Genomic DNA, 12,832 nt, shown 5'->3' with positions numbered 1-12,832 from the left:
CAAACTCCAACCCTGGGAGCTGAGCTTGCTCGCGATAAGGCCGGACGCGGTTTACGTTAAATCGTGTACAGCTTTATCGCGAGCAAGCCCGGCTCCTACTGAAGACTGAGTTCAGCCCCCCAAAAAAAGCCCGGCATCTCGTGAGAGAGCCGGGCTTTTTTTATAGCAGCGCTGGTGTTACTGGGCCAGCGTGTTGCCGATGGTTTGATCCTGGAACAGACGCGTCAGGGCGTCGCTCAGCACATCGCTGACCAGACGAGTGTTGGTTTCCTGATTCGGCGCCATGCCAAACCGCTGATCCAGCGAAGCGGCATAACGACCTGCGTAGTTGCGACCGTTGTTCTGCACTTCGGCACGGAACGTGGTGCTGATAGTCGCTTCAGTCACATACAAACCTTCTTTGGGCGATTGGTACTTCAGATCAGCCAGCGTCACCGTCAGCTGTGGACCGCTGCCATTAGGCGACGGAGTGAAGCCCAGCAGACGCACGGCGGCTTCAGCCTGAGCCTGCAGCTTGGGCAGCACGTCAGCACTGGAAACGCTGACAGCGCTGGTTTCCGGATACATACCGCCACGGGTACCCAGCGTCGGGCTTGGGCGACCATCAACAACACGGACAACTACGGGCTGACCACGACCTACCGGTGCCAGCTGAGCGTTCAGCTTGGGTTGCGGGCTAAGTTGTTGCGGGCTGTGGGCACAGCCGACCAGAGTCAGACTCGTTACAGCAAGCAAACCAAACAAAATGCGACGCAGCATGCTCATCTCTCCAATGGGCCAGGCACTAAATGTGCCGCAGTATAGCGGCCTCCCAGCACCGCCAACCAGTGAAAATCGGACCGCGACAGCCATGCAATGGTTCAGCAACCCGCTCGTCACGACGATGTCATGTGCGGTGTGCACACTTGCGCCTAAACCAACCGGGAGCCCCGTCATGGACTTTATCTGGTCACTCTTCAGCCAACGCCCCACCTACCGTCACTACGCACGCGTTGATAACACCGGTATCTGCCGCGCCTTCAAGCAATGCAGCCAGCCCCCTGTCGGTCAGGAGTGGGTGGAAGTCGCCGAGCAAAATCTATCCTGGCTGAACCAGCCGCTGCCCTTCAACGCACGACTCATTCGTCAAGCCGGACAACCTGCAGCCCGCCATCTGCGCATGGCCTGACCAAAAACCGAATTAAAGTCACTTAATACGATCAATTCCTGTCGTTTCATCGCTATAATCTCCCCCCGATTATAAGGACGTCTCCTGATCGGGCCTCGCAGCATGGCTAATCCCCGGATTAGCGCCTTCGTAATGCCCACAGAGAGCCGCCCACACAGGTCATATGCGCGCAGATTGCGTGTTGGTCAGTGAACAAAGGCTCGATTCTTTCGAACCTTTCGCTCGCCAACACCTCAGGATGCATGCGGTGATCTGCCGGTGCTGTCATTGTGCAGCCCTTTTTGAGGTTGAGGTTCGCGCCTCCAAAAGAGCGCGAAAAAACGGGTTTCACTACTTCACAAGAGTGTGGCGAGCAAATGAACAGGTACGCGTTTGTAAATGCACCATTAGCATCTGACCCAGCCCTATTGCACAGGATCGATTGCCGCTGCGCAGCCTCCACGACCGGAGTCTGAAGCCTGTCCGCTACGGATTTGGTTGCATAACCGGGTGCCTTGACGATAGTCGAATGGCTGACCGGACCGAAAAATGCGTTCATGCTGCCCTGATGAACCTTTGATTCAAGTCCGTTTGGTGGCCTCCGGTGATGATGCGAAGAATTGCGAAGAATCGGACATGCAGATCCTGGCCAGGGTTATCGGGGCACAACTTTGAACAAAGCCCCGCTACCAGGCATCTGACCTCAGGATCGTATGCCGTCAATTTGGTGCTGCAGATTTTGGAGACGCGTTAATGGCGCATAACGAAGCAGTCGATGTGGTATTGGTTGGGGCAGGCATCATGAGTGCCACTCTTGCCGTACTGCTCAAAGAGCTCGACCCCGGCCTCAAGCTGGAAGTCGTTGAGCTGATGGACTCTGGCGCTGCGGAGAGTTCCAACCCGTGGAACAACGCCGGTACCGGCCATGCCGGGCTGTGCGAACTCAATTACACCCCTCCGGCAAAAGATGGTTCGATCGACATCAAAAAAGCCGTGCAGATCAACACCCAGTTCGAGGTGTCCAAACAGTTCTGGGCCTACCTGACGCAAAAAGGCACCTTCGGCTCTTCGAAGAATTTCATCAGTGCAGTCCCGCACCTGAGCTTCGTGCAGGGCGAGAAAGGCATCGCCTTCCTCAAGACCCGCTTTGAAGCCATGCGCTCGCACCATGCGTTCTCGTCCATGGAGTACACCGAAGACAAGGCCACCCTTGCCGAGTGGATGCCGCTGATGATGCCCGGCCGCCCGGCCGATGAGCAGATCGCTGCGACCCGCGTCATGAACGGCACTGACGTCAACTTCGGCAACCTGACCAACCAGTTGCTCAAGCACCTGACCAGCACGCCCGATGCTCAGGTCAAGTACTGCAAGCGTGTGACGGGGCTGAGCCGCAAAGGCGACGGCTGGAGCGTCAGCATCAAGGACGTGAACAGCGGCAGCACCCGTGAAATAGATGCCAAATTCGTGTTCCTGGGCGCCGGCGGCGCGGCCTTGCCGCTGCTGCAGTTGTCGGGCATCGAAGAAAGCAAAGGCTTCGGCGGCTTCCCGGTCAGTGGCCAGTGGCTGCGCTGCGATAACCCTGAAGTGGTCAAACACCACCAGGCCAAGGTTTACAGCCAGGCAGCGGTTGGCTCGCCACCGATGTCAGTGCCCCACCTTGATACCCGCGTAGTCGACGGCAAGAAATCCCTGCTGTTCGGACCTTACGCCGGTTTCACCACCAAGTTCCTCAAACATGGCTCGTTCCTCGACCTGCCGCTTTCGGTACGCGCCGCCAACATCAAACCGATGCTGGCCGTGGCCCGCGACAACATGGACCTGACCAAGTATCTGGTCAGCGAAGTCATGCAGTCCATGGAACAACGTCTTGAGTCTCTGCGCCGCTTCTACCCAGAAGCCAAGGCCGAAGACTGGCGCCTGGAAATCGCAGGCCAACGGGTGCAGATCATCAAGAAGGACGCCAAAAAAGGCGGTGTCCTGCAATTCGGCACCGAACTGGTCTCGGCCAAGGACGGCTCGCTCGCTGCCCTGCTGGGTGCATCGCCTGGGGCTTCGGTAACCGTTTCGATCATGCTGGACCTGATCGAGCGCTGCTTCCCGGAAAAAGCGCGGGGTGAATGGGCAGCCAAGCTCAATGAAATCTTCCCGGCTCGGGAGAAAGAACTGGAAACCGACGCGCAGTTGTATGAGCGGGTCAGCACCCAGAACAACGAGCGCCTGGAACTGGTTGAGAAACACAGCGAAGCACACAGCATCGCCTGACTCTGCCGGTGAAAAACTGCAGGTAAAAAAAAACGCCCCTCGGGGCGTTTTTTTATGGCGGTAAAAACTCAGCCGCGAGCTTTTTCGATCAACTCGATGTATTCATCGGCGTTGCGCTGGTCTTTGATCAGAGCGATGAAGTCATTGCCGTGCTCGTCTTTGCCATCAAGGTCGTAACCGGCTTCGAGGAAGAACACCAGAAAACGCTCGAAATCATTGACCCGCAAGCCACGGTAAGCCTTGATCAGCTTGTGCAGCGACGGCGATGTAGTGTCAACCGGCTCAAAGAGCAAAAACGCTTTAACCTGCTCATCGCCGATTTCGTCACCAATCAACTGCTTCTTATCTTTACGCATTGCGTGCTCCAACTGGATCGCTGACTTGTTAACCGGCGGGCAGTTTACCCCCGGCTCGGCGAAAGGCTCAACGAGTACGCACAGCCCCGGTGTGCAAATCGGCCCAGACATGGCCGTTGGCATAAGTGAGGAACTGGCAGTAAAGCTTTTCGTTGCGCAGCAGATCCATCAGCGTTCGGTACTGCGTGACAGGGTAATAGAGGTTCAGAACCCGGCTCTTGTCATCGAAGACCGGCTTCTTCAGGCTTTTGCTCTCTGCGTCGAAATGAATCAGCACTTCGTTAATCGTTGCGCCTTTGTTCATTGGCTTGCCTTTGAGGCGCAGCAATACCGGTGATGTAACGGGAATAGGAGTTTGATTGGATTGACGCTGATTGCCCACCACCACCGAATACTCGGTGATCTGCAGCAATTGCTGCTGTTCGGGTTCGCCTTCACGCAGATTCAGGTCATCTGGCGGCAGGTATTGGGCGTGCATGGGTTCAGCTGAAACAGGCGCTACAACTGACAGGCAGCACAACAGCGCGAGGGTTGCGCTACGGATCAAAAGCTTCATTTCGACTTCCCGCAAGGACAGGGCTGGCACTTTAGCATGCGGGATGGCGAATCTCCTGTAGGAGCTCACCGAGGTTACGAGGCCAGCGATGGCGGAGTGTCAGGCAAAAAGCTATCGCTGGCCTCGTAACCTCGGTGAGCTCCTACAGGTCAATTTTTGCTGCGCGCTTTAAATTTGAATTACATCCCTTTAACCGCATAAATCCCGGCAGCATTACGCCAGTAGCCTTTGTAATCCATGCCGTAGCCGAAGATGTAACGGTCAACGCACGGCAAGCCTACGAAATCGGCTTTCAGGTCCGGACGCGCTTTGCGGTCGTGATCTTTGTCGATCAGCACAGCGGTGTGCACGGCGCGGGCACCGGCGTGTTTGCAGAAGTCGATGATCGCGCCCAGGGTGTGACCCTCGTCGAGGATGTCGTCGATGATCAGCACGTCACGGTCGATGAACGAGACTTCGGGCTTGGCTTTCCAGAACAGATCGCCGCCGCTGGTTTCATTGCGATAGCGGGTAGCGTGCAGGTAGGACGCTTCCAGCGGAAAGTTCAGGTGCGTCAGCAGTTTGCCGGAGAAGATCAGACCGCCGTTCATCACGCAAAATACGACTGGATTGCGCTCAGCCAGCTCGGCATTGATATGCGCACCAACGCGAGCAATGGCCGCTTCGACTTCAGCTTCTGTGTAAAGGCAGTCAGCTTCGCGCATGATTTGACGGATATGCTCGAGATCAGCGGACATGACGCTCTCCTGGGGGGCAGTGTAAGAAAAGCGGGCAAAGGTACGCATCCGCTCCAGTCAGGGCAAGCAATTCTGGACTAACGTGTCAGGAATTGTCTGAAAACACCGCAAGGCGCGTAGGACAGTAACAGCTGAATAGATTAACCTAGGCCGTTTTTTTGCCCTCGCCGGAGCTTTTTCCTATGCCTATTCGTGAGATCCGCCATCCGCTGATCCGCCACAAGCTCGGCCTGATGCGCCGCGCTGACATCAGCACCAAAAACTTCCGTGAGCTCGCTCAGGAAGTGGGTGCCCTGCTTACCTATGAAGCCACCGCTGATCTGCCACTGGAAACCTACGATATTCAGGGTTGGGCCGGTACTGTCCCGGTTGAAAAGATCGCTGGCAAGAAGATCACCGTCGTGCCAATTCTGCGCGCTGGTATTGGCATGCTCGACGGTGTGCTCAGCCTGATTCCGGGTGCCAAAGTCAGCGCCGTGGGCGTGGCCCGCAACGAGGAGACCCTCGAGGCCCACACCTATCTGGAAAAGCTGGTACCGGAAATCGACGAACGCCTGGCCATGATCATCGACCCGATGCTCGCCACCGGTGGTTCGATGGTCGCCACAATCAATCTGCTGAAAAAAGCAGGCTGCAAGGAAATCCGCGCCATGGTGCTGGTTGCCGCGCCGGAAGGGATTGCAGTGGTCGAAGCCGCTCACCCTGACGTGATCATTTATACCGCCTCCATTGATGAGCGACTGAACGAACACGGCTACATCATTCCGGGCCTGGGCGATGCCGGTGACAAAATTTTCGGCACCAAGCAAAAGGACTCGTGATGAGGCAGGACGAGTTCAACGATCCACTCTGGCGCACCGTGTTGTCCGGTGCGCAAATGCTCTTCGTGGCATTCGGCGCGCTGGTATTGATGCCGTTGATCACCGGGCTGGATCCAAACGTCGCACTGTTTACCGCTGGCCTGGGTACATTGCTGTTCCAGATCGTCACCGGTCGTCAGGTGCCAGTCTTTCTGGCGTCGAGCTTCGCATTCATCACCCCGATCATTCTTGCCAAGGGCCAATTCGGCCTGGCAGCGACAATGGGCGGAGTGATGGCGGCAGGCTTCGTTTACACCTTTCTTGGCCTTGCGGTGAAGATCAAAGGCACCGGCTTCATTGACCGCCTGCTGCCGCCGGTGGTTATCGGGCCGGTAATCATCTCCATTGGCCTGGCCATGGCACCCATCGCGGCCAATATGGCCATGGGCAAAAGTGGCGACGGCGCAGAACTGATCCCTTACAGCACTGCGATGATGATCTCTATGCCTGCGCTGCTGACCACCTTGATCGTGGCGGTGTTCGGCAAGGGGATTTTCCGTCTGGTGCCGATTATCTCCGGCGTGTTGGTGGGCTTTGCGCTGTCGTTTTACTTCGGCGTCGTCGACACCGCCAAAATCGCAGCAGCGCCTTGGCTGGCTTTGCCTGCGTTCACCGCTCCGGAGTTCAACTGGCAGGCGATTCTGTTCATCGTCCCTGTGGCGCTAGCGCCCGCCATCGAGCACATCGGCGGTGTGATTGCGGTGGGCAGCGTGACTGGCCGTGACTATCTGAAAAAGCCGGGCCTGCATCGCACGCTGTTTGGTGATGGTATTGCTACCACTGCGGCGGGCCTGTTCGGCGGCCCGCCCAACACGACCTACGCTGAAGTGACTGGCGCAGTGATGCTGACCAAAAACTACAACCCGAAGATCATGACCTGGGCAGCGATTTTCGCTATTACCCTGGCATTCATCGGCAAGTTCGGTGCGCTGCTGCAAAGCATCCCGGTGCCGGTGATGGGCGGGATTCTCTGCCTGCTGTTCGGCTCGATTGCAGCGGTAGGCATGAACACCCTGATCCGCCACAAGGTCGACCTGGCTGAAGCCCGGAACCTGGTGATCGTCTCGGTAACATTGGTGTTTGGTATTGGCGGCGTGTTGATCGGAACCGGTAACGGCCCGGACGACTTCGGCCTGAAAGGCATCGCCCTGTGCGCCGTGACGGCTATTGCATTGAACCTGCTATTGCCGGGCAATGACGGGTGGAAGAACAAGCATCTGGATGATCAGTTGCCGTAGGACAACTGTGGGACCAGAGCTTGCTCGCGATAAGGCTGGACGCGATCTAAAGTGAATCGCGTCCAGCCTTATCGCGAGCAAGCTCTGCTCCCACGATTGATCCCATTTCAAGTCAGGAAATCAATCGGCTCACAACATAACCGGCGCCCGTTCGCACAGTTTGTTCAGTGCCGCTGCCCAGTTCGGGTCATCGTTCAGACACGGGATCAGGGTCAATTCCTCTCCCCCGGCAGCCTTGAATTGCTCGGCACCTCGATCACCAATCTCTTCCAGCGTCTCAATGCAATCGGCGACGAATGCAGGGCACATCACCAGCAACTTCTTCACGCCTTGTGCGGCCAACTCTTCCAGACGCGCCTCAGTGTAAGGTTCGATCCATTTCGCACGGCCCAGCCGCGACTGAAACGACACCGACCACTTGCCATCGGCAATGCCCATCTGTTTGGCAAACACGGCCGCCGAACGCAGACACTGTGCGCGGTAGCAGGTCGCAAGCACTTGCGGTGAAGCGTTCTTGCAGCAATCAGCATCCTTGAAACAATGATTACCGGTCGGATCAAGCTTGGTCAGGTGCCGCTCCGGCAAACCGTGAAAGCTCAACAAAAGATGATCATGTGGCTGCTCAAGATGCGGCCGCACGCTCTCGACCAAGGCGTCGATGTATTCGGGCTGATCGTAGAACGCCTGCAACACCGAAAACTTCACGCTCAGTGATTTGGCCTTTACAACGCGTTTGGCCTCCTCGATTACAGTGGTCACCGTGCTGTCGGCAAACTGCGGGTAAAGCGGAGCCAGAGTAATTTTGCTGATGCCCTGAGACGCCAACCGGGTCAGCACCGTTTCAATGGATGGCTCGCCGTAACGCATCGCCAGCTCAACCGGGCCTTGGGTCCATTCCTTAGTCATGGCCTGCTGCAAGCGCTTGCTCAGCACCACCAGCGGCGAGCCCTCATCCCACCAGATAGAGGCGTAGGCATGGGCTGATTGCTCGGGACGCTTGATCAGGATCAGCGACACCAGCAGACGCCGAACAGGCCACGGCAAATCGATGACATAAGGGTCCATCAGGAATTGGTTGAGGTAACGGCGAACATCAGCCACGGAAGTGGAGGCTGGCGAGCCCAGATTGACCAGCAACAGCGCGTGATCGGTCATGCAACATCCTATTTCAATGGCGGCCCAGTAAATCGTTCAGGGCGGCGTGCAGTTCAGTAAATCGGAAGGTGAAACCGGCTTCTTCCAGACGAGCAGGTCGAGCACGTTGACCACCCAGTAGCAGAACAGACAATTCGCCCAGCAACACTTTCAAGGCCAGGGCGGGCAACGGCATGAACGCGGGACGGTGCAGAACACCGGCAAGCGTTTTGGCAAACTCACGGTTGCGCACCGGCTGGGGCGCGCAGAGATTATAGGGGCCCTGCGCGTCAGACTTGTGCAACAGAAAATCAATCGCGGCGATTTGATCGTTGATGTGTATCCACGGCATCCACTGCCGACCGTTACCGATCGGCCCGCCCATGCCGAATTTGAAGGGAGGTAGCAGCCGCTGCAACATGCCGCCGTCATCGGAGAGCACAAGCCCGGTCCGAATGATGATTACCCGCACGCCTTGAGCCTCGGCTCGCTGCGCCGTTTCCTCCCAGGCGTCACACAGATGGCTGGCGAAATCTTCTTTGACTGGCTGGGAGGTTTCGTCCAGCTCACGTTCGCCGCCATCGCCGTACCAACCCACTGCAGAACCACTGATCAGAACCTGCGGCTTCTGAGTCTGCCGCTCCATCCAGTCCAGCAATTGCTCGGTCAGCCCGATGCGACTGTCCCACAATTGAGTTCTGCGCTTGCGAGTCCAGGGCCTGTCGGCAATAGGTGCACCCGCTAAATTGATCACCGCATCAATCGTTTGTTCGTTCAGATCGCCGAGGCGGCCTATGCCCCTCACACCACTGCCACACAAACGAGGCACTTCATCAGGCCTGCGGCTCAAGACCGTGATCTGATGACCCTGTTGAGCCCAGAGCAGGCAAAGCTGCCGCCCTATCAAACCAGTACCGCCGGTCAGCAATATGTTCATGGCAGGGTTCCTTGCGTGGCGTTCGTGACTATTCGGTAGTCTATTTTTTATGTCCGCATCTGTTCACGTCAGCAGATTGCTCTTGAACAATAGGTCAAACATCGCGAGGCTGAGGTCTGACCATCCGTTCGGGTAGTTGCTGATCCCCGTCAGGTGCTGGATTTTATGCTTGCGCCGTACGGGAGACATTGCGCTGGATCGCGACAGTAGATCACAGCTAGTTATACCAAAAAACAATATTGTACAGGTTTTAACTACGGCGTAGTCTGTGCAGACAAGGTAAAGAGGCCCCTATGACTGTACCTATCGCAATCATCGGTACCGGCATCGCCGGACTCTCCGCTGCCCAGGCGCTTACTGCCGCCGGGCATTCCGTGCATCTTTTCGACAAAAGCCGCGGCAGTGGCGGAAGGATGTCCAGCAAGCGCAGCGATGCCGGCTCGCTTGATCTGGGCGCGCAGTATTTCACCGCTCGTGACCGCCGCTTCATGGCCGCCGTGCAACAATGGCAGGCGCAAGGCTGCGCGGCCCAGTGGACGCCTTCGCTGTATAACTCCCACGTGGGACAACTGAGTCCCTCCCCCGATGAGCAAGTGCGCTGGGTCGGCCAACCCGGCATGAGCGCCATCACCCGCAACATGCTGGGTGATCTTCCGGTGTCGTTTTCCTGCCGGATCACCGAGGTCTTCCGTGGTGAGGAACACTGGAGTCTGCAAGACGCCGAAGGCCAGAGTCACGGCCCATTCAGCCATGTGATCATCGCTACACCCGCGCCACAGGCAACTGCATTGCTGGCCAGCGCCCCCAAACTTGCCGGTGCTGCCGCCAGCGTAAAAATGGACCCTACCTGGGCAGTGGCGCTGAGCTTTAGCAGTGCATTGCAGACCCCGCTTGAAGGTTGTTTCGTACAAGACAGCCCCATCGACTGGCTTGCCCGCAATCGCAGCAAACCCGGGCGCGACACGACTCTGGACACTTGGGTATTGCACGCCACCAGCGCGTGGAGTCGCCAACATCTGGACATGCCCAAAGAGCAAGTCATCGAACATCTGCACGGCGCGTTTGCCGAACTGATCGGCTGCGCAGTGCCTGCCCCGACATTAAGTCTGGCTCACCGCTGGCTCTACGCCCGCCCCGCCTCTGCTCACGAATGGGGCGCACTGTCCGATCCGGATCAGGGTATCTATGTCTGCGGCGACTGGTGTCTGTCGGGCCGGGTCGAAGGCGCCTGGCTGAGCGGTCAAGAGGCGGCGCGGCGCTTGCTGGAACACCTGAATTGAACCGCCTCAACCCCCGCAAACTGCTGCTGTCAAAATGGACAGCAGCCACGCCGGTCAACCGTGAAAAGCATTTTATGGTCACCGAACTGTTTCGCGACGACGAAGGCACCGTGCTGGAAATCGAACTGCAAGCGGTCCTGACCCAGCGCAGTGAGCGCCTGCCTTGGCAGGCATTGCAGGATGCTGACGCTTGGAAGATGGGCTGGAAGTGATGCAGCTCCGTTAGCCATTGCGGCACCGCGTTATCGTTCATCGCGAGCAAGCTCGGCTCCTACAGGGTTTGGGCTATTAAGCGAAACCGCATCGCCCCATACAAACCCTATACAAACTATTTGACTTGTACAGCATTGAACCTATGATGAGCTAAAGTTGTACAGCGAATAAGCCCTGTACAATTATGTTCAGAGGCTCACATGTTTTCTCCGACAGTCCATAAACCAAAACTCGGCATCAGTGCCTGCCTCATGGGCGACGAGGTGCGGTTCAATGGCGGTCATAAAGAATCCCATTTGTGCACCCGCGAGCTGACTCAATACTTCGAGTTCGTCACAGCCTGCCCGGAAGTAGCCATCGGCATGGGCATCCCCCGCGAACCTATTCGCCTAGTGGGCGACGCACAAAATCCTCAAGCCATCGGCACGGTAAACAACGCACTTAACGTCACCCAGCCACTGGCTGACTACGGCGTGCGAATGGCGCAAGAGCTAGGAGATATCTGCGGCTATATCTTCATGCAGAAATCACCCAGTTGCGGTCTGGAGCGGGTCAAGGTCTACACCGAAAATGGGGCCCCCGTTGAAGGAGGAGGACGCGGGATTTATGCCCAGGCGTTTTGTGAGCTTCACCCCAACCTCCCGGTGGAAGAAGACGGACGCCTCAATGACGCAGTCCTGCGCGAGAACTTCATCACACGAGTCTTTGCCTATGCCGCCTGGCAGGAACTGCTCAAGGCCGGCATCACTCGCCGCAGCCTGACCGAGTTTCACTCACGCTATAAATACCAGCTCATGGCCAACGACCCGGCGCAGTACAAGGTACTGGGCAACCTGCTGGGCACCATGGGCCGCAGCGACCCGAACGAGATCGCGCCACGCTATTTCAGCGACTTGATGGCGGCCCTGAAAAAGCCCGCCACCCGCCGCACCCACACCAATGTCCTGCAGCACATCAGCGGTTATCTGAAACAGACTCTGACAGCCGCTGACAAACAGGAAATCCAGCAACTCATCGCGCAATACCATCAAGGCATCGTGCCGCTGATCGTGCCGCTGACGCTGCTCAAACACCACTTCCGCCAACATCCTGATCCTTACGTGGCCTTGCAGGTTTACATGCAGCCGCACCCGGAAAATCTCAGCCTGCGGAATGCGATCTGAACATGAACGACACACTGCATCTCGTCTGCGCGTCCGAGCAGGATCCCGAAGAACAGGGCCTTGAAAGCGGCTGGCTACCGATCCGCGAGGTCGCTCGTCAAACCGGCGTCAACGCGGTAACACTTCGCGCCTGGGAACGCCGCTATGGGCTGATCGTGCCGCATCGCACCCCCAAGGGGCATCGACTGTATTCCGATGAGCATATCCAGCGGGTCATGAACATCCTTACCTGGCTCAACCGCGGAGTGTCGGTCAGCCAGGTAAAAAACCTTATCGACAGCCGCCAACCGGACACGAGCGTCGCCGGTAATGACTGGGATGATCTGCGACAGAGCCTGATCAAGGCCATTGGCGAACTGGCTGAACGAAGGGTTGATGACCTGTTCAATCAAGCCATGTCGCTTTACCCGCCACGAACCGTCTGCGAACAGCTATTGATGCCGCTACTGGCCGAGCTCGAATTTCGCTGGCAGGCGCAATTTGGCGGGCAGATGGAGCGAGTATTCTTCTACTCATGGCTGCGCAGCAAATTTGGTGCACGGATCTACCACAACAACCGTCAACTCAGCGGTAGCCCGGTGCTATTGGTCAATCATTCAGACCTGCCACTGGAACCGAATTTGTGGCTCAGCGCCTGGTTGATCAGCAGCGCCGATTGCCCGGTCGAGATCTTTGACTGGCCGCTGCCGAACGGCGAACTGACGCTGGCAGCCGAGCTCCTAAAGCCGCGTGCGGTGTTGCTGTATTCCAGCAAAGCGCTGAATCCTGGCCAACTCCCCAAGTTGCTGAGCAACGTTCAGTGTCCGACTGTTCTTGCCGGCGCATGTGTGCGCATTCACTGCGACGACCTCGCCACAGCGATCAACAAAATAGAAGGCCTGCACCTGGCCGAAGACCCGTTGGGCGCCCTCGCCGCCTTGCAGCTACTGGATCTTTTCTAAGGAATAAA

The 12,832-nt window shown here is 57.3% G+C and carries 14 protein-coding genes; 8 read left to right on the top strand and 6 right to left on the bottom strand.

What is annotated here, in order from left to right; translation table 11 throughout:
• Positions 1–177 precede the first annotated feature (177 nt).
• Entirely contained in the window at positions 178–759 is a 582-nt protein-coding gene (locus ABRP31_RS04245) for a YajG family lipoprotein (protein ID WP_349971651.1), read from the bottom strand.
• A 175-nt stretch (positions 760–934) separates the two neighbouring features.
• On the opposite strand from ABRP31_RS04245, the gene ABRP31_RS04240 reads away from it, so the two are divergent.
• Both ABRP31_RS04240 and mqo read left to right on the top strand, forming a co-directional pair.
• Entirely contained in the window at positions 935–1,168 is a 234-nt protein-coding gene (locus ABRP31_RS04240; protein WP_087273000.1) for a hypothetical protein, read from the top strand.
• A gap of 732 nt (positions 1,169–1,900) precedes the next feature.
• Entirely contained in the window at positions 1,901–3,409 is a 1,509-nt protein-coding gene (gene mqo / locus ABRP31_RS04235; protein WP_349971653.1) for a malate dehydrogenase (quinone), read from the top strand.
• A 68-nt stretch (positions 3,410–3,477) separates the two neighbouring features.
• Here mqo and ABRP31_RS04230 read toward each other — a convergent pair whose 3' ends face one another.
• The 3 genes from ABRP31_RS04230 to ABRP31_RS04220 all read right to left on the bottom strand — a co-directional run bounded on the left by ABRP31_RS04230 (position 3,478) and on the right by ABRP31_RS04220 (position 5,058).
• Positions 3,478–3,765, bottom strand: coding sequence for a PA4642 family protein (locus ABRP31_RS04230; RefSeq protein ID WP_349971654.1), 288 nt, complete (start codon positions 3,763–3,765; stop codon positions 3,478–3,480).
• 67 nt (positions 3,766–3,832) lie between these two features.
• The gene (locus tag ABRP31_RS04225; protein ID WP_087272992.1) at positions 3,833–4,321 is read right to left on the bottom strand and encodes a hypothetical protein; all 489 of its coding nucleotides are present in this window, start codon (positions 4,319–4,321) and stop codon (positions 3,833–3,835) included.
• A gap of 179 nt (positions 4,322–4,500) precedes the next feature.
• The gene (locus tag ABRP31_RS04220) at positions 4,501–5,058 is read right to left on the bottom strand and encodes a hypoxanthine-guanine phosphoribosyltransferase (protein WP_087272989.1); all 558 of its coding nucleotides are present in this window, start codon (positions 5,056–5,058) and stop codon (positions 4,501–4,503) included.
• Positions 5,059–5,240: 182 nt separating this feature from the next.
• Here ABRP31_RS04220 and upp point away from each other — a divergent pair, with 182 nt between their 5' ends.
• The gene (gene upp, locus ABRP31_RS04215) at positions 5,241–5,879 is read left to right on the top strand and encodes a uracil phosphoribosyltransferase (protein ID WP_087272986.1); all 639 of its coding nucleotides are present in this window, start codon (positions 5,241–5,243) and stop codon (positions 5,877–5,879) included.
• Positions 5,879–7,156, top strand: coding sequence for a uracil-xanthine permease family protein (locus ABRP31_RS04210; protein WP_349971655.1), 1,278 nt, complete (start codon positions 5,879–5,881; stop codon positions 7,154–7,156). The genes upp and ABRP31_RS04210 overlap by 1 nt, the downstream gene beginning before the upstream one ends.
• Before the next feature lie 129 nt (positions 7,157–7,285).
• On the opposite strand, the gene hemH is transcribed toward ABRP31_RS04210, so the two are convergent.
• Together hemH and ABRP31_RS04200 are read right to left on the bottom strand one after the other, a co-directional pair.
• Positions 7,286–8,311 (bottom strand): ferrochelatase, encoded by a 1,026-nt coding sequence (hemH, locus tag ABRP31_RS04205; protein ID WP_349973369.1) that lies wholly within the window; start codon positions 8,309–8,311, stop codon positions 7,286–7,288.
• A 13-nt stretch (positions 8,312–8,324) separates the two neighbouring features.
• Positions 8,325–9,227 (bottom strand): TIGR01777 family oxidoreductase, encoded by a 903-nt coding sequence (locus tag ABRP31_RS04200; protein ID WP_349973371.1) that lies wholly within the window; start codon positions 9,225–9,227, stop codon positions 8,325–8,327.
• Between the two features lie 293 nt (positions 9,228–9,520).
• Here ABRP31_RS04200 and ABRP31_RS04195 point away from each other — a divergent pair, with 293 nt between their 5' ends.
• The 4 genes from ABRP31_RS04195 (at position 9,521) to ABRP31_RS04180 (ending at position 12,824) form a co-directional block, all read left to right on the top strand.
• Positions 9,521–10,507 (top strand): NAD(P)/FAD-dependent oxidoreductase, encoded by a 987-nt coding sequence (locus tag ABRP31_RS04195; protein ID WP_349973373.1) that lies wholly within the window; start codon positions 9,521–9,523, stop codon positions 10,505–10,507.
• Positions 10,504–10,719, top strand: coding sequence for a TIGR02450 family Trp-rich protein (locus tag ABRP31_RS04190; protein WP_349973375.1), 216 nt, complete (start codon positions 10,504–10,506; stop codon positions 10,717–10,719). The genes ABRP31_RS04195 and ABRP31_RS04190 overlap by 4 nt, the downstream gene beginning before the upstream one ends.
• A gap of 201 nt (positions 10,720–10,920) precedes the next feature.
• Positions 10,921–11,883 carry a DUF523 and DUF1722 domain-containing protein gene (locus ABRP31_RS04185; RefSeq protein WP_349973377.1) on the top strand — a complete coding sequence of 321 codons (963 nt, stop codon included), beginning with the start codon at positions 10,921–10,923 and terminating at the stop codon, positions 11,881–11,883.
• A 2-nt stretch (positions 11,884–11,885) separates the two neighbouring features.
• Complete coding sequence (locus ABRP31_RS04180) at positions 11,886–12,824, top strand: MerR family transcriptional regulator (RefSeq protein WP_349973379.1); 939 nt, start codon at positions 11,886–11,888, stop codon at positions 12,822–12,824.
• The last annotated feature ends 8 nt before the right edge of the window (positions 12,825–12,832 follow it).

It is taken from the genome of Pseudomonas caspiana (assembly GCF_040224095.2).
GTDB lineage: Bacteria > Pseudomonadota > Gammaproteobacteria > Pseudomonadales > Pseudomonadaceae > Aquipseudomonas > Aquipseudomonas caspiana.
This window is presented reverse-complemented; position numbering and strand designations above follow the sequence as displayed.